This window comes from Pseudonocardia parietis (genome assembly GCF_017876315.1).
GTDB lineage: Bacteria > Actinomycetota > Actinomycetes > Mycobacteriales > Pseudonocardiaceae > Pseudonocardia > Pseudonocardia parietis.
Map to the genome: position 1 here is coordinate 857,137 of NZ_JAGINU010000001.1, position 14,650 is coordinate 871,786.

17 protein-coding genes and 1 pseudogene are annotated in these 14,650 nt (G+C 70.4%); 15 read left to right on the top strand and 3 right to left on the bottom strand.

Translation table 11 applies throughout. The features are described from left to right. The first annotated feature begins 66 nt into the window (after positions 1–66). The 14 genes and pseudogenes from JOF36_RS04105 (at position 67) to JOF36_RS04170 (ending at position 9,790) form a co-directional block, all read left to right on the top strand. Positions 67–1,062, top strand: coding sequence for a PDR/VanB family oxidoreductase (locus JOF36_RS04105; protein WP_210025083.1), 996 nt, complete (start codon positions 67–69; stop codon positions 1,060–1,062). Between the two features lie 31 nt (positions 1,063–1,093). Continuing rightward, entirely contained in the window at positions 1,094–1,825 is a 732-nt protein-coding gene (locus tag JOF36_RS04110) for a PIG-L deacetylase family protein (RefSeq protein ID WP_210025084.1), read from the top strand. Then, positions 1,822–2,133, top strand: a pseudogene (locus JOF36_RS04115) (RraA family protein); the annotation flags it as partial. The gene JOF36_RS04110 and the pseudogene JOF36_RS04115, both read left to right, overlap by 4 nt. Positions 2,134–2,388: 255 nt before the next feature. Further along, the gene (locus JOF36_RS04120) at positions 2,389–3,408 is read left to right on the top strand and encodes a DJ-1/PfpI family protein (protein WP_210025085.1); all 1,020 of its coding nucleotides are present in this window, start codon (positions 2,389–2,391) and stop codon (positions 3,406–3,408) included. A 62-nt stretch (positions 3,409–3,470) separates the two neighbouring features. Beyond that, positions 3,471–3,920, top strand: coding sequence for a nuclear transport factor 2 family protein (locus JOF36_RS04125; RefSeq protein WP_210025086.1), 450 nt, complete (start codon positions 3,471–3,473; stop codon positions 3,918–3,920). Continuing rightward, positions 3,917–4,396, top strand: a complete 480-nt coding sequence (locus tag JOF36_RS04130) for a nuclear transport factor 2 family protein (protein WP_210025087.1) — start codon at positions 3,917–3,919, stop codon at positions 4,394–4,396. The genes JOF36_RS04125 and JOF36_RS04130 overlap by 4 nt, the downstream gene beginning before the upstream one ends. A gap of 9 nt (positions 4,397–4,405) precedes the next feature. Beyond that, positions 4,406–5,923 (top strand): ferritin family protein, encoded by a 1,518-nt coding sequence (locus JOF36_RS04135; RefSeq protein WP_210025088.1) that lies wholly within the window; start codon positions 4,406–4,408, stop codon positions 5,921–5,923. Next, positions 5,923–6,198, top strand: a complete 276-nt coding sequence (locus JOF36_RS04140) for a toluene-4-monooxygenase system B family protein (protein ID WP_210025089.1) — start codon at positions 5,923–5,925, stop codon at positions 6,196–6,198. Before JOF36_RS04135 ends, JOF36_RS04140 begins: the two co-directional genes overlap by 1 nt. Then, entirely contained in the window at positions 6,195–6,497 is a 303-nt protein-coding gene (locus JOF36_RS04145) for an MmoB/DmpM family protein (protein WP_307862206.1), read from the top strand. The genes JOF36_RS04140 and JOF36_RS04145 overlap by 4 nt, the downstream gene beginning before the upstream one ends. Continuing rightward, positions 6,494–7,531 (top strand): ferritin family protein, encoded by a 1,038-nt coding sequence (locus JOF36_RS04150; RefSeq protein WP_210025090.1) that lies wholly within the window; start codon positions 6,494–6,496, stop codon positions 7,529–7,531. Before JOF36_RS04145 ends, JOF36_RS04150 begins: the two co-directional genes overlap by 4 nt. Next, positions 7,528–7,863, top strand: a complete 336-nt coding sequence (locus JOF36_RS04155) for a Rieske (2Fe-2S) protein (RefSeq protein ID WP_210025091.1) — start codon at positions 7,528–7,530, stop codon at positions 7,861–7,863. Before JOF36_RS04150 ends, JOF36_RS04155 begins: the two co-directional genes overlap by 4 nt. A gap of 18 nt (positions 7,864–7,881) precedes the next feature. Next, complete coding sequence (locus tag JOF36_RS38600) at positions 7,882–9,075, top strand: NAD(P)/FAD-dependent oxidoreductase (RefSeq protein WP_210025092.1); 1,194 nt, start codon at positions 7,882–7,884, stop codon at positions 9,073–9,075. Positions 9,076–9,083: 8 nt separating this feature from the next. Then, positions 9,084–9,485, top strand: a complete 402-nt coding sequence (locus tag JOF36_RS04165) for an uL22 family ribosomal protein (RefSeq protein WP_210025093.1) — start codon at positions 9,084–9,086, stop codon at positions 9,483–9,485. After that, entirely contained in the window at positions 9,482–9,790 is a 309-nt protein-coding gene (locus JOF36_RS04170) for a metal-sulfur cluster assembly factor (protein ID WP_307862207.1), read from the top strand. Before JOF36_RS04165 ends, JOF36_RS04170 begins: the two co-directional genes overlap by 4 nt. Before the next feature lie 118 nt (positions 9,791–9,908). Here JOF36_RS04170 and istB read toward each other — a convergent pair whose 3' ends face one another. Together istB and istA are read right to left on the bottom strand one after the other, a co-directional pair. After that, positions 9,909–10,691: an IS21-like element helper ATPase IstB gene (gene istB, locus JOF36_RS04175; protein ID WP_210025094.1), complete on the bottom strand. Its 783-nt coding sequence runs from the start codon at positions 10,689–10,691 to the stop codon at positions 9,909–9,911. Further along, complete coding sequence (gene istA / locus JOF36_RS04180) at positions 10,688–12,268, bottom strand: IS21 family transposase (protein ID WP_245350681.1); 1,581 nt, start codon at positions 12,266–12,268, stop codon at positions 10,688–10,690. The genes istB and istA overlap by 4 nt, the downstream gene beginning before the upstream one ends. A gap of 264 nt (positions 12,269–12,532) precedes the next feature. On the opposite strand from istA, the gene JOF36_RS04185 reads away from it, so the two are divergent. Then, positions 12,533–13,498, top strand: a complete 966-nt coding sequence (locus JOF36_RS04185) for an AraC family transcriptional regulator (RefSeq protein WP_210025096.1) — start codon at positions 12,533–12,535, stop codon at positions 13,496–13,498. A gap of 346 nt (positions 13,499–13,844) precedes the next feature. Here the strand turns inward: JOF36_RS04185 and JOF36_RS04190 are convergent, their stop codons facing one another. Beyond that, a complete protein-coding gene (locus JOF36_RS04190; protein ID WP_210025097.1) occupies positions 13,845–14,642 on the bottom strand; it encodes a 2-keto-4-pentenoate hydratase in 798 nt (265 codons plus the stop codon). Positions 14,643–14,650 lie beyond the last annotated feature (8 nt).

The window sequence follows — 14,650 nt, forward strand, 5'->3', positions numbered from 1 at the left end:
TTGTCGGTGAGCGCGGTCGCCCGGCCGCGACGAGCCCCGCGACGACGCAGGGAGGTCAGCGCCGCTGTGACCACGTCCACCGTCCTCGACACACCCGCCCCCACCACGCGCACCACCTCGGACTTCGAGGCGGACGTGGTCGTCACGGCCCGCCGCGAGGAGGCCGAGGGAGTCGTCGTCGTCGAGCTCGCGCTGCCGTCCGGGGAGCGGCTGCCGTCGTGGACGCCCGGTGCGCACATCGACGTCGAGCTGCCCGGCGGAATGACGCGCCAGTACTCGTTGTGCGGTGACCCCGCCGACGGCGCGCACTGGCGCATCGGCGTCCTGCGGGAGGCCGACGGGCGCGGTGGGTCCCGCTGGATCGCGGACGAGCTCACCGAGGGCACGACCCTGCGCGTGCGCGGGCCGCGCAACAACTTCCCGCTGCAGCCCGCCGGCCGGTACGTGTTCGTGGCCGGCGGGATCGGCATCACCCCGCTGCTGCCGATGATCCGGGCCGCCGCCGCGGCGGGCGCCGACTGGGTCCTGCACTACGGCGGCCGCACCCGCGCGTCGATGGCCTTCCTCGGCGAGCTCGCCGCGTACTCCCACCGGGTCCGCGTACACCCGCAGGACGAGGTCGGCCTGCTCGACCTGGACGCCGTCCTGGGCGCCCCCGCCGCGGACACGCTGGTCTACTGCTGCGGTCCCACCGGCCTGATCGAGGCCCTCGAGGCCCGCTGCCGCGCCTGGGGCCCCGGCGCGCTGCACGTCGAGCGGTTCACCGCCGCCCCGACCGTGACCGACGGCGCCGACACCACGTTCGACGTCGTCTGCGAGCGCTCGGGGCTCACCGTCACGGTGCCACCGGAGCTGACCGTCCTCGAGGCGGTGGGCAACGCCGGGATCGACGTCCTGTCCTCCTGCGAGGAGGGCGTCTGCGGCACCTGCGAGACGGCGGTCCTCGACGGCGAGCCCGACCACCGCGACTCCCTCCTCACCGAGGAGGAGCAGGCCGCGGGCGAGACGATGATGATCTGCGTCTCCCGCTGCCGCGGCACCCGCCTGGTCCTCGACCTGTAGACGCTGTGAGAACCGGGAGACCTGGAGAACCATGTCCGACACCACCACCCCGTCCGTGCTGGTCGTCAGCGCGCACGCCGCCGACTTCGTCTGGCGCGCCGGCGGCGCCATCGCCCTGTCCGCGCAGCGCGGCTCCGCCGTGCACGTGGCGTGCCTCAGCTTCGGGGAGCGCGGCGAGTCGCAGGGCCTGTGGAAGCAGGAGGGCATGACGCTGGAGCGGGTCAAGCAGACCCGCCGCGAGCAGGCCTCCGCCGCCGCCGGGGTGCTCGGCGCGAGCATCGAGTTCCTCGACCTCGGTGACTACCCGCTGCGGGTGGACGAGACGGCCCAGGACCGCGTCGTCGCGATCATGCGGGAGCGGCAGCCCGACGTGCTGCTCACCCACGTGGCGAACGACCCCTACAACCGCGACCACAACCTGGCGCACGAGACCACGCTGCTGACCCGGATGGTCGCCCAGGCGAACGGGCACGACCGCTCCACGACGCCGCTGGGCGCGGCCCAGGTGCTGCAGTTCGAGCCGCACCAGCCCGAGGTCTGCGGCTTCGCCCCGGACCTGCTGCTCGACATCACCCCGGTCTTCGACGTCAAGGTCAAGGCGATGCAGGCGATGAGCGGCGCGCAGGGCCACCTGCTGCAGTACTACACCGACCTCGGCGCCCGCCGCGGCGTCCAGGCGGTCCGCAACGGCGCTCCGAACACCGTCACGCACGCCGAGGCCTACCAGCGCACCTTCCCGACGGTGGGGGAGGAGCTGCGATGAGCGCGAGCGGGTCATCGGCACCGCCCCGCCACGTGATCGTGCGGACGAACCGGCGGCCCGACGCCGAGGCCGTCGACGTGCTCGGCCGCGTCGGCGTCGCCACCGCGCACGAGGCGATGGGCCGCCGCGGCCTCACCCACCCCGTGCTGCGGCCGATCTACCCGGGTGCGCGGATCGCCGGCCGGGCGGTCACGGTGCTCAGCCAGCCCGGCGACAACCTGATGATCCACGCCTGCATCGAGCAGTGCGGGCCGGGCGACGTCCTCGTCGTCACCACGACCTCGCCGTCCACCGACGGCATGTGTGGAGCGACGGTCGAACGACAGTGACCATCGGGCCCACTGCGTCAGCTCGTTACGTCTGCTTTGTCAGCCGTCGACCCGTTCCCTCCGCCCAGCTTGCGTGCATCCAGCGCCTGGGCGCCGCAGCAAACTCATGCGTCGGGGCCTGTCGTGATCACAGTCCATCTGCAGGAATCCGCAACTTGTCCGCAGGAATCCCGGTAACTCCCTGACGGCGCTGTTCCTAGTGTTCCCGATCACACCACATACACGGGAGCGCTCATGCCACGACTGCTCTATCTGGTCACCAGTGCCCGCGAGATGCGGCTCGCGGACGGAACGCCTCACGAGACCGGCTACTTCGCCGAGGAGGCTGCCGTCCCCTACCGGAGGTTCACCGAGGCCGGGGTGGACGTCGTCGTCGCGACGCCGGACGGCCAGCAGCCGCATGCCGATTCCTACGGCCTTGAGCCGATCTTCCACATGCCCGACGAGGACGAGGACTTCCTCGGCTCGATCACCCGCACGTTCGCGACGGACGTCGACGACATCCGGCTGACCCTGCGCCACCTCACCGGGCTCGGGCTCGGTGCCTCGCGCCGAATTGTGCTCGCGATGCGGGCCGCCGGGCTGCCCCTCGAGCGGGCCCGTTCGCTGGTTGCCACGGCGGCGAGGAGCGCGTGGCAGTCCGACCGGCAGCTCGCCGACGTCCTCGTCGACGACGGTCACGCCGGGCCGCTGACGCGCGCCGACATCGACGCCGCCGTCACGGCCCACCACGAGGCGAGCCAGGCGATCTCCGACGGGCTCGCCGCCGAGCTAGCCGCGATCCCGGGATTCCAGCGCCCTGTCGCCCTGTCGGCGATAAGCGACGAGGAGATGGCCGGCTTCGACGCCGTCTTCGTTCCCGGTGGACACGGCCCGATGGTCGATCTCGCCGACAACCCTGACGTCACGCGGCTGCTGCAGATCCTGCACCGCAAGGGCGCCACCGTCGCGGCGCTGTGCCACGGCCCGGCCGCGCTCCTGGCGGCGGGCGGGCGCGACGACGGCGAATGGCTCTTCGAAGGCTTCCGCCTCACCAGTTTCACCGACGAGGAGGAGGACCAGACCGCCACCGGCAAGCTCGGCATGTCCTGGTACCTCGACACCGCCCTGAAGAACGCGGGCGCCGTGTTCGACGACGCTCCGGCCGCGTGGGTGTCGCACGTGGTGGTGGACCGCAACCTGATCACCGGGCAGAACCCGGGATCGTCGGAGTCGGTCGCCGACGCCGTCCTCAAGTCCCTCGCGGTGCTGTGAGCGCCAGCGATCGCCTCCGTCGCCTCCTGGGCTGGCGGACCACTCCCGAGGAGCAGATGCCCATGACCGCTACCGAGGTCGTGCACAGATTCTTCAGCGCTCTCGGCGCGCACGACGCCGACGGCGTCCTCGCCCTCCTGGCCCCGGATGCCGACGTCGAGGTGCTACCCGTCGAGGGGCAGGTCTCCATGGACCCGGCCGCGTCGGGGCGGGCGTACTTCGCCGCCACCGTCGCGGCGTTCCCCGACCTGGATGTGACGATGCGCCAGGTCGCCGATCTCGGCGAGGGAACCGTGCTTGCTGAGATCTCCATCGAGGGCACCCAGGCGGCCGATTACCTCGGCGCGGTCAACCAGGAGAAGCACCTGGACCTGCGCCAGGCTTGGCTGCTGACCGTCCACGATGGCCTGATCTCCACCGTCAAGGGCTTCTGGGACGAGAACCAGCTCTTCCGGCGGCTGGCCGTCAAGCGGCTCGACAAGATTGCGATCGTGGAAGGGACCTCCACATGACGACCACCGAGGTGCGCTCGCCGGCGCAGACGGTGGAGGCGTTCTTCGACGCCTACCGCCGCCACGAGGTCGACGAGATGGCCGATCTCTGCACGCCCAACGCCGGCTTCGCATATATCCCCGTCGAGATCTGGGGGCGCCAGCGCGTCGTCCGCGGCGACGGCAAGGTCGCGACCATCGGCAAGACGCTGTGGACCGGGCTGATTACGTCGTTCCCGGACCTGTGGAACACCGTCGCCACGGTGCGCCCGAGCGTCGACGGCGGCGTGGTCGTCGTCGAGGTCACGATCGGCGGCACCCAGGCGAACGCGTGGGCCAACATCTCCGCTCGCGGTGGCAGCTTCGCCGAGCCGCACCTGTTCGTTTTCCGGATGGCACGTGACGTCGACGGCTCAGCCGGTCTGATCGACGGGATCACGGCCTACTGGAACAACGCCAGCATCAGCCGCCAGCTCGGCCATCTCGAGATCGACTGAGGAGCAATCATGTCTCTGCTGAAGCGCGAGGAGTGGCAGCACCTCGTCCGTGACGTCGACTGGACCCTGTCGTACGTGGACGACGAGGCCGTCTACCCGGAGTGGATGTCGGGCACCGGAAAGGTGCCGCGCGAGGCGTGGTCGTCGTGGGAGGAGGACTACAAGGTCGCCTACCCGGAGTACGTGGCCACGCAGCGGGAGAAGGAGAGCGCGGCCTACGCCGTCAAGGCGGCGCTGCAGCGCTCCACCGCATGGGATGACCTGTCCGAGGGCTGGAAGTCCTCGACGAAGATGCACTTCGGCGGCGTGACGCTCGTCGAGTCGGAGGCGGTGCTCGCCGAGCTGAAGATGGCCCGTTTCGGGTTGAACGGGTCGTGGCGCAACATGGCCGCGTTCGGCGCGCTCGACGAGATCCGGCACGCCCAGATCACGCTGTTCTTCGGACACGAGTTCGTCGGCAAGGACCCGCAGTACGACTGGACCCAGAAGATGTTTCACACCAACGATTGGGTCGCGGTCTCGCTGCGCAACCTATTCGACGGGATGATGGTGACCTCCAACGTCGTCGACATCGCGATCCAGCTGCCGCTGACGTTCGAGACCGGATTCACCAACCTGCAGTTCGTGGCCCTCTCGGCCGATGCGCTCGAGTCCGGCGACGTTAACTTCGCCAACATGATCTCGTCCATCCAGACCGACGAGGCCCGGCACGCCCAGCAGGGCGGCCCAACGCTGGAGATCCTCGTCGAGCACGACCCGGTCCGCGCCCAGTGGGTGATCGACAAGGCTTTTTGGGGCTCGGCCCGAGCCTTCGCCGCCCTCACCGGCCCGGCGATGGACTACTACACCCCCATCGAGCACCGGAAACAGTCCTACCGGGAGTTCATGGAGGAGTGGATCATCGATCAGTTCGTCCGCACCATCGAGGACTACGGGCTCAAGAAGCCCTGGTTCTGGGACGAGTTCATGAAGGGCCTCGACACCTGGCACCACGCCCTGCACATGGGCCTGTGGTACTGGCGTCCCACGCTGTGGTGGAAGCCAACGGCCGCCGTCAGCAAGGACGACCGCGACTGGCTGCGCAGCAAGTACCCCAACTGGGAGAAGGTATTCGGCGACAAGTGGGACGTGATCATCGACAACGTCAACCGTGGCGACATGGAGGCGACGCTCCCGGAGACGCTGCCCTGGCTGTGCAGTATGTGCCACCTGCCGTGCTGTAACGCCACGTTCGGCTACGACGGCAAGTGGCGGGTGCGGGACCACTCGCTCACCCACAATGGCGTGAAGTACCACTTCTGCACCGCCGGCTGCCGGCAGATCTGGTGGAAGGACCGCGACAACCTCAACCACCCCACCGTGATCGACCGGTTCCTGGCCGGGGAGATCCAGCCCATGGACGTGGGCGGCATCCTGGGCTACATGGGTCTGACGCCCGACACGATGGGTGACGACCCGGACTACTCGTGGGCGGCGGACTACAAGGACCGGCTCATCGTGCCCCGCGTCCCGGTTGCGGGGTCCTGATGACCACCGCCGCAGAGCCGCAGCTCGTGCCGCTGAACGCCATCTTCGCTGAGGACTTCGTGCAGATCCTCGTGCCCGTCATGTCCAACAACACGATCAGCGAGCTGGCCGAGGCCGTCGCGCACCACACCGAGGACAGGCGGGTGCCCAAGCGCGACCTACCCAAGGTCGTCTTCCACAACGGGAAGCGGCTGGATCCCTCGATCACCGTGGCGGACGCGGGCATCGGCCCGCTCGACCACGTCCGTGTCGAGTACGACGGGAGCCCGACGTGACTGACCACCCAGTGGGGCCGGTGCTGCGCATGTGTGACGAGGTGGAGTCGGTGATCGCCGCCATCCGCGACGACAACCCCGACATCGACATCGACGTCGTAGACCGCGGCTCCTACGTCCGGGTGCAGGGCCCGGGCAAGGTGCGCGTCACCGAGGAGTCGCTGCAGCGCCACCTCGGACCGTCATTCGAGCTGCGCTCGCTGGAGTCGATGCTCTCGTCGTTCGCGGGCCGCATCCACACCTCCAGCGACGAGATCTCGTGGGAATGGGCCACTAAGCGAACGGGAGCACCGGCATGACCACGCCAGCGCGGAAGCGGCGCACCTGGAGTGCGTTCGGTGATATCCGGCGCGTACCCAGCGAGTACGAGGTGATGACGCACGAGACGAACTGGACGCTGCGGGACGGCCGCAAGGTCCCCTTCGAGCAGAACCCGTCGTCACCGGCAAACCTGTGGTTCCTCACCTACCGCGAGGGCTCGCCCCTGAAGGTCGAGGACTGGAACGCGTTCCGCGACCCCGACCAGACGACCTACCGCACCTACGTCTCGCTCCAGCACGACGAGGAGACCAAGGTCGACGGCCTGCTCGCGCAGTACGCCGACGCCGGGGCGGATGCCGCCCTCGCCCCGGACTGGGTCGCCGTGCTCGGCCGGCTGTTCGCCCCGTCGCGGTTCCCGCTGCACGGCGCCCAGCAGGTGCAGGCCTACATCGGCCACATCGCCCCGTCGTCCTACATCACGAACGCGGCGGCGTTCGCGACCGGCGACCTGCTGCGGCGCGTCACCCGTACCGCGTATCGCACGCGGGAGCTGCAGCTGGCGCATCCCGCCAGTGGGATCGGTGAGCGGGAACGGCAGATCTGGGAGGGCGACGCGGCCTGGCAGGGCGTCCGCAAGGCGGTCGAGACGGCGCTGATCGCCTACGACTGGGGTGAGGCGTTCACCGCGATGAACCTGGTGCTGCTGCCGACGCTGGACGACATGCTGCTCACGCAGTTCGGCACGGTGGCCAGGGCATCCGGTGACGAGCTGGCCTGGCTGCTGTCGGACCTGCTGGCCGCCGACGCGCGCCGCCGCGACCGGTGGAGCACCGCGCTCGGCGCGTTCGCCCTGGCACAGCGGCCCGGCAACGTCGACGTGCTGCGCAAGTGGGTCGACCGCTGGTCGGCACGGGCCGACGAGGCCGTCGCGGCACTGGCACCCGTGCTGGCGGCGGCGCCGCAGGGAGCCCCCACCGCGGATGCGGTGCTCGCCTCGGCGCAGGCCGCGCGCGGGCGGGTGCTGGATGCGGTCGGGCTGGGTGCACAGGCACCGAGCGTCGCGGCCGGATGAGCGCGCAGAGCATGACCGCGAGCTGGCTGCCGGCGCTGGCCCTCGACGAGCTCTGGGAAGGGGAGATGATCGCCGTCGAGGTCGGGACGACCAGCGTGCTGCTCGTCAACGTCGACGGGGACGTGCGGGCCTACCGCAACCGTTGCCCGCACCAGGAGTGGGCGCTCGACGAGGGCGACTTCGACGGCGAGGTCATCACCTGCTCGCGACACCTGTGGGAGTTCGAGGCGTGCAGCGGGGCCGGGCGCAATCCGGCCACCGCCTCGCTGACCGGCTTCCCGTGTCGGGTGACCGAGGACGGGATGATCCAGGTCGACGTGGGGCCGGGATGACGGGGGGGGCGGCGGTTCGTGATCGTCGGAGCCGGGGTGGCCGGGGCGACGGCCGCGGCCACCCTCCGTGAGGAGGGCTTCGACGGGGAGATCCTGCTGGTTGGCGACGAGCCGCACCTGCCGTACGAGCGGCCGCCGCTGTCCAAGGCCTGGCTCGGCGGGACCGACCCGTCGATCGAGGTCCATCCCGCGGAGTTCTATGCGGCGCAGTCCATCGAGCTGCTCACCTGCACCCGGGCCACTGTTCTCGACATTGCCACCCGACGGGTGACGATCGGTGGCTCGGCCGTGGCCTACGACGCGCTGCTGATCGCCACCGGTGGGCAGGCCCGGCGGCTGCCGGGCCTGTCCGGTGACCGCGTGCACCACCTGCGCACCCGGGCCGACTCCGACGCGCTGCGTGAGCGGCTCGTGCCGGGAGAGCGGCTGGTCGTGCTCGGCGCGGGCTTCATCGGCTGCGAGGTGGCGGCCACCGCGCACGGGCTCGGCGTGGACGTCATCGTCCTGGAGATGGCCGACACCCCGATGGAACGCGCGCTCGGCGCCGATTTCGGCGCGCTGTTCGCCGGCATCCACCGGGCCGCTGGCGTGGACCTGCGCTGCGGGGTGCGGGTCGAGTCGGTGCAGGAGACCACCACCGGGCTGGTCGTCCACACCGACCGCGGCGCCGTCGAGTGCTCGTCGTTGCTGGTTGCGGCTGGCCTGGTCCGCGACACGGATGTCTGGGCGGCAGCCGGAGTCCCCTGTGACCAGGGCGTTCTGGTCGACGCCGGCTGCCGCACCGCCGTACCGGGAGTGTTCGCCGCGGGCGACATCGCAGCGCACGACCACCCGCGCTACGGGCGGACGCGGGTGGAGCACCACGACACCGCGGTGCGCCAAGGCTCGGTCGCGGCCCGCGCGATGCTCGGTCGCGACGTCGCGTACGACAGGCCGAACTGGTTTTGGTCCGATCAGTACGAGCACACTCTGCAGAGCTGCGGTGAGCCCGCAGACGCCGACGAGCTCGTCCTGCGAGGAAGCGTCGCCGAGGCGTCGTTCGTGCAGTTCGGGCTCCGAGGCGGCCAGGTGGTGTCCGTGCTCGGGGTCGGCCGTCCGGCGGAGGTGATGGCCGGGCGCAAGCTGCTGCTCGCGGGGCACCCCGTCGCGGCCGAGCAGCTGCGGGACGAGACCGTCGACCTGCGCCGGGTCATGCGCCCGGCGCGGGCCTAGGACCAGCCGTGGAGATCTCCATGGAACCGGGCCTCGTCACCGCCGAGACGCCACAGGCCCGCATCGATCCCGGTGCCGCGATCCGAGCGCTGGACCGGGTGCAGGGGATGGTCGGCGCCAAGGCGCTGGCCGTGCTGATGCGACCGGGACCGGGCACGTGCGAGCCCGTCGCCCGGGTGCTGCAGGGCGCGCTGGCCGCCGCGGCGGACCGGCTGGGTGCACCGCCGGGCCTCTGCATCGTGCTCGGCGGCGAGGTGGGCGACGGCGAACCGATGACCCGCGTGCGGCGCCAGGCGCACGGGCTGGCGACCTGGATCACGACCGAGACCACCCGGATCCGGGTGGAACTGCAGGTCCCGACCCTGCGCGTGCTGCGGGGCGGGCACGGGAGCGAGGAGGCGTTGCGGTGACGGTGCTGATGGCGGACGTGCTGGATGCCCTGCGTGAGGTGATCGACCCCGATCTAGGGGTGAACGTCGTCGACCTGGGTTTCGTCCGGGACATCGACCTCGACTCCAGCCCTGTCGTTTTGACGATGACGCTGACATCTCCCGCGTGTCCGCTGACGGGGGTGATGGAGGACCAGATGACCGCGGCGCTGGCGGGGATGCTGACGGGCTACGAGGTGCGGTGGGTCTTCCGGCCGGCCTGGTCGCCCGCGCTGATCAGTGCGGAGGGACGCAACCAGCTCGCCGCGATCGGGTTCCGGCTCTGAAGCTCGAGAAGCACCTGGCTTTCGAGAAGTATCCGGCGTTCGGGACCCAGCCTCGGTGTCAATGGCCAGTTTGTGGTCCCCGCTGGTGGCCGGGTGAAAGTCCCCGGTCCGGGGTTGTTCAGCTGGTGTTGATGGCGGCTCCCTTCTTCGCGTTTCGGGCTTCGCGCATGCGGTAGGAGTCGCCGCTGGTGACGACGACCTGGGCGTGGTGCAGGAGCCGGTCGAGCAGGCTGACCGCGGTGGTGTGTTCGGGCATGAACCGCCCCCATCGGTCGAAGGGCCAGTGGGAGCTGATGGCGAGGCTGCGGCGTTCGTAGGCGGCGGCGACGAGCCGGAACAGCAGTTGGGCGGCGGTGTCGTCGAGTGGGGCGAACCCGATCTCGTCGATGATGATCAGGTCATGGCGCAGTGTGTGGTCGATGAGTCGGCCGACGGAGTTGTCGGCCAGGCCGCGGTAGAGCGCTTCGACCAGGTCGGCGGCGGTGAAGTAGCGGACCCGGTGCCCGGCCTCGACCGCCGCCGTGCCAAGCGCGACGAGCAGATGCGACTTCCCGGTGCCGGCCGGGCCGACCAGGGCGAGGTTCTCCGGGGCGCGGATCCATTCCAGCGAGGCGAGGTAGTCGAACGTGGCCTGGGGGATCGAGGAGGCGGACAGGTCGAACTCGTCGAGGGTCTTGGCGACCGGGAACCCGGCCGCCTTGCGCCGGTTGGCGATGTTGGAGGCGTCCCGGGCGGCGACCTCGGCCTCGACCAGGACCCGCAGCAGCTCCTCAGGACGCCAGCGCTGGGTGCGGGCGGTGAGCAGCAGCTCCGGCGCGAGGCGGCGCATCGCGGCGAGCTTGAGTCGTTTGAGCCCGGCCTCGAGGTCCGCGTCGAGCGCCGGGGGCTTGCTCGCAGTCATGACGCATCACCCTCGACGACACCGCCGGCGGGTGTGGCGGTGTCGGTGAAGACGGCGTAGTCGGTCAGCGAGCGGGTCGGGACCGCGGGCAGCTCGACCACCAACGCCTGCCCGGCCGGTTGGGGTCTCGGTGCGGCAGCGCCGGCGGCGAGGATGGACCGGACGTCCTCGGCCCGCCAACGACGGAACGCCGTCGCTCGGGCCAGCGCGTCGAGCAGAGCCTGTTCGCCGTGAGCCTGGCCGAGTGCGAGGAGCTCGCCGAGCTCGGTGCCCAGGCGGGCCGATCCGGCTGCGACAGCACCGGTCAGGAACGCCTGCGCGGCGGGCCCGAGTGCGCAGAACGTCTTCTCGTCAGCGGTCTTCGGGCGGGCCGCCCGAACCGGAGTCGTGGGGCGCGGCCCGCCGTAGTGGGCGTCGATCACCGACGCCTCGCCCGGCCCGACCAGGCGGTGCTCGGCCAACACCACCCCGGCCCCGGCAACTGCGCCGACCCTGCCGCCGGGTGTGGCGGTGGACAGGATGGTGAGGCGGTCGGCGTGGGTGCGGACCTCGACCCGGGTGCCGATCGCGGTGGTGGGGACCGAGTAGCGGGCCGACCCGAACCTCACGCAGGACAACCGGTCGACTTTGCGGATCACCGCCGGGCCGGTGATCCGAGGGCGCAGCGACGGGAGCCCGCCCAAGACGTCGAGCTCGTGTTCGGCCAGCCGCTCAGCGGGGATCGCCGCGATCTCCGAGTGCGTCACCGCGTTGACCTCCGCGCACCACTGCTGCGCTGCGGCGTTGGCCGCGGCCAGGTCGGGGCGTCCCGGCCCCCCGGTGTCCCCGGTGTCGAGGTCGACCAGGTCGCAGCCGATGATCAGGTCGGCTTTGGCGTAGCCGACGAGGTTCTCCACGATGCCCTTGGACTCCGGATCGTTGCCGTGGCAGAAGTCCGGGCGGAACCGGTAGTGGCTGGCGAAGCGCACGTAGTCCGGTGTCGGGACCACGAGGTCGGCGACCACGGCGGCCTTCAGACACCCCATCCGGTCGGCGAGCACGACCTTCGGGACCCCGCCGATGGTCTCGAAGCACTCGGCCAGCATGTTCAGGGTGGTCTCGGCGCGTTCGTCGACGGCGAAGCGGACGAACCGCACCCTCGACCAGGCCAGCACGGCGCAGAACACGTGCAGCCCGGCGATCACGCCCCAGTCGATGACCAGGTGCTCGCCCGGGGACCACACCGCCGGACGCCGCCCGCGGTGATGATCGCGGCGCCAGTCGGCCTTCGCTTGCGCGACGAGGCGGCGGAAGTTGCGCGCCGAGCCCTCGTAGCCCGCGGCGCGAGCATCGGGCAGCAGCCGCTTCGCCGAGATCCTGCCCTTGGTCTTCTCCACTCGCCCGGCGACCAGCTCGGCGACCGACTCATAGTTCCGGGAGCGTGGTTTGCGTTGCGGGACAACACCCCCCGCGTCATGACGCTCGATGACCCGACGCACGGTCTTCGGTGTCGTGGCGCAGATCGCGGCCGCGCCGCGATAACTGCCGACATCCCGATAGGCCGAAATGATGTCCATCCGTTCCCTCGCAGACTTCAATGGGAGACCCCTGGGTGGTGCGGCGGCTGGCTTCGACAACCACCACCGTCACCGCCCAGGGCCTCAACCCGGCGTACGACACGACGAGGGACCGGGGACTTCTATCTGGCCACCAGCGGGGACCTCACAAGGCCACCCGCGGGGACCTGAACCTGGCCACCAGCGGGGACTTTTTCATGGCCACGGACACTCGGCCGGCGGTTGTGCCGGCGACGGACCGAGGCACCATCATGATGGCAGTGCTGCCAGAAGAGCGGAGTTTGTGTGGACACCCGGGAGATATCAACGGAGGAACGCCTGGCACCGGGCGACCTCATCGCGACTCTTGCTGCCCAGACGCCGAACGTCGGGCTCAATCCGACGGAGTGGCCGGGGCTTACCCTCTACCGCTTCACCTCGACTTCGGCCCGGCAGTGGGACGATGTCGGTGCGCTCTCGATCTGCATGGTCGCGCAGGGGTGCAAAGTCGTCACGGTGGACGGCGTGCAGCACCGCTACGACCCTTTTCACTACTTCGTGCTGCGGCGCCGGCTCCGTTTCGAGGTCGAGATCGTCTCAGCGAGCATCGAGAAGCCTTTCCTGTCTTTCGTGCTGCAGGTGGACCCGTCGATGGTCCGGCGGATCAGCGGCGACATGTTGGATCGGGCGGCCACCACGTTCCACCGCCCGCTGCCCGAGGACCAGCGCGACGCGTACGTCTCACCGCTGGACCTCGACCTGCTCGGAGCCGCGTTGCGGTTCATCAAAGCCGTGGCCCACGGCTCGGATCGGCGGGTGCTGGCCCCGATCTACCTGCAGGAGATCGTCTACCGGGTGTTGCAGTCGCAGCAGTGCGACCGGTTGGTGGAGGCGGCCGCGCAGGACAGCGCCCGCAACCCGGTAGCTGACGTGATCCTCTTCGTCAGGGAGCGGATCGCCGAACCGCTCACGATCGCCGATCTGGCCGAGCACGTGAGCATGAGCCCCTCGACGTTCGCGCACCTGTTCCGCGACGTCACCGGGATGTCGCCGTACCAGTTCGTGAAGCGGATGCGCCTCGACTACGCGCGGGGACTGCTGCTCGACGGCTCGCTTAACGCCAGCGAGGTGGCCAAGAGCGTGGGCTACTCGAGCCTGTCGGCCTTCATCACCGAGTTCAAGCGGCACTTCGGGGTGACGCCACGCGCCTACGCCGACGCCCAGCACGGCGCCGTGCCGTTCCGGGTCGACCGGGCGACCGCCCCCATCTGACGGCTCGTCGGGCTGCCGGTCACGCCGGGGCCCGTGCCATGAAGATCCTCGAAGCCGTGCTCCGTCACCATGCCTGTCAGGCGTGGAGCCTGAGGTCGGAATCGAACCGCCGTCCACAGGGATCACCGCGGTCTCGGTGGGGGCGGTCGACTACCTCTTGAAGGGCAGTGGCTGCGCTGAGCACGCGCACGCGCCCTCCCGGGCGGAGCAGAGCCTCGAACCTGGTCTGGGCAGCGGGTCAAGTACGAGCGGCGCGGGCTACCTCCTGGCGGCCGCCGAGCACGAACCACCGGGTGTCTGCTTCAGCGCGCAGCGTCGTCGTAGGTCATACAGGCCGGCTTGGGCGCTAGGTTGACTCGTCGGTTGACACGCGGATGGTGACTGCTCCGAGCCGGTCGAACTCGGCGCGGAAGACGTCGCCGGCAGCCAGCGGGACGGCGGCGTGCAGGGCACCGGTCATGACCAGGTGACCCGGTTCGAGGGCGATGCCGTGCTCACCGAGGACGTTGGCCAGCCAGGCGACGACGGCGACGGGGTCCCCGAGAGCGGCGGCACCGGCACCGGTGGCGATGAGCTCGCCGTTGCGGGTGAGCACCATGCCGGTCAGGCGGGTGTCGAACCCGTCGATCGGGACGGCGCGGCCCGAGGTGACCATCGCGCCGTTGGAGGCCAGGTCGGCGACGGTGTCGGCGAGCTTGATCCGCCAGTCGGCGATGCGGGAGTCGACGATCTCCATCGACGCCATCGCGCCGCTGATGGCCCGGCGGGCCCCGTCGAGGCTCACCCCGGGGCCCTGCAGCCGTTCGCCGAGCACGAAGACGATCTCGGCCTCCATCTTCGGGGAGATGAACCGATCGAGCGGGATGACGTCCCCGTCGTCGTAGACGGTGGAGGCCAGAACGGGGCCGTAGTCAGGTGAGTCCACGCCGATCAGCTGCTGCATCGCCACCGAGGTCAGCCCGACCTTGTACCCGATGACGCGGTCGCCGTCGGCGAGCAGCAGGGGAACCAGCTCCCGCTGCACGGCGTAGCCGTCGGCCATCGTCAGGTCCGGCTCGGCATCGGTGAAGGCGGCGATCGGCTGCCGGGTGCGCCGGGCCTCGTACAGCGCCTTCGCCTTCATCCGGGCATCGGTCACGTGCATGTGCGATG

Excerpts from the sequence above, each read along its gene's own strand:
- JOF36_RS04120 (WP_210025085.1), top strand. The coding sequence starts at position 2,389 with ATGCCACGACTGCTCTATCTGGTCACCAGTGCCCGCGAGATGCGGCTC.
- istB (WP_210025094.1), bottom strand. The coding sequence starts at position 10,691 with ATGACTGCGAGCAAGCCCCCGGCGCTCGACGCGGACCTCGAGGCCGGG.
- JOF36_RS04140 (WP_210025089.1), top strand. The coding sequence starts at position 5,923 with ATGACCACCGCCGCAGAGCCGCAGCTCGTGCCGCTGAACGCCATCTTC.
- JOF36_RS04125 (WP_210025086.1), top strand. The coding sequence starts at position 3,471 with ATGACCGCTACCGAGGTCGTGCACAGATTCTTCAGCGCTCTCGGCGCG.
- JOF36_RS04190 (WP_210025097.1), bottom strand. The coding sequence starts at position 14,642 with ATGCACGTGACCGATGCCCGGATGAAGGCGAAGGCGCTGTACGAGGCC.
- JOF36_RS04135 (WP_210025088.1), top strand. The coding sequence starts at position 4,406 with ATGTCTCTGCTGAAGCGCGAGGAGTGGCAGCACCTCGTCCGTGACGTC.
- JOF36_RS04150 (WP_210025090.1), top strand. The coding sequence starts at position 6,494 with ATGACCACGCCAGCGCGGAAGCGGCGCACCTGGAGTGCGTTCGGTGAT.
- JOF36_RS04130 (WP_210025087.1), top strand. The coding sequence starts at position 3,917 with ATGACGACCACCGAGGTGCGCTCGCCGGCGCAGACGGTGGAGGCGTTC.
- JOF36_RS04155 (WP_210025091.1), top strand. The coding sequence starts at position 7,528 with ATGAGCGCGCAGAGCATGACCGCGAGCTGGCTGCCGGCGCTGGCCCTC.
- JOF36_RS04110 (WP_210025084.1), top strand. The coding sequence starts at position 1,094 with ATGTCCGACACCACCACCCCGTCCGTGCTGGTCGTCAGCGCGCACGCC.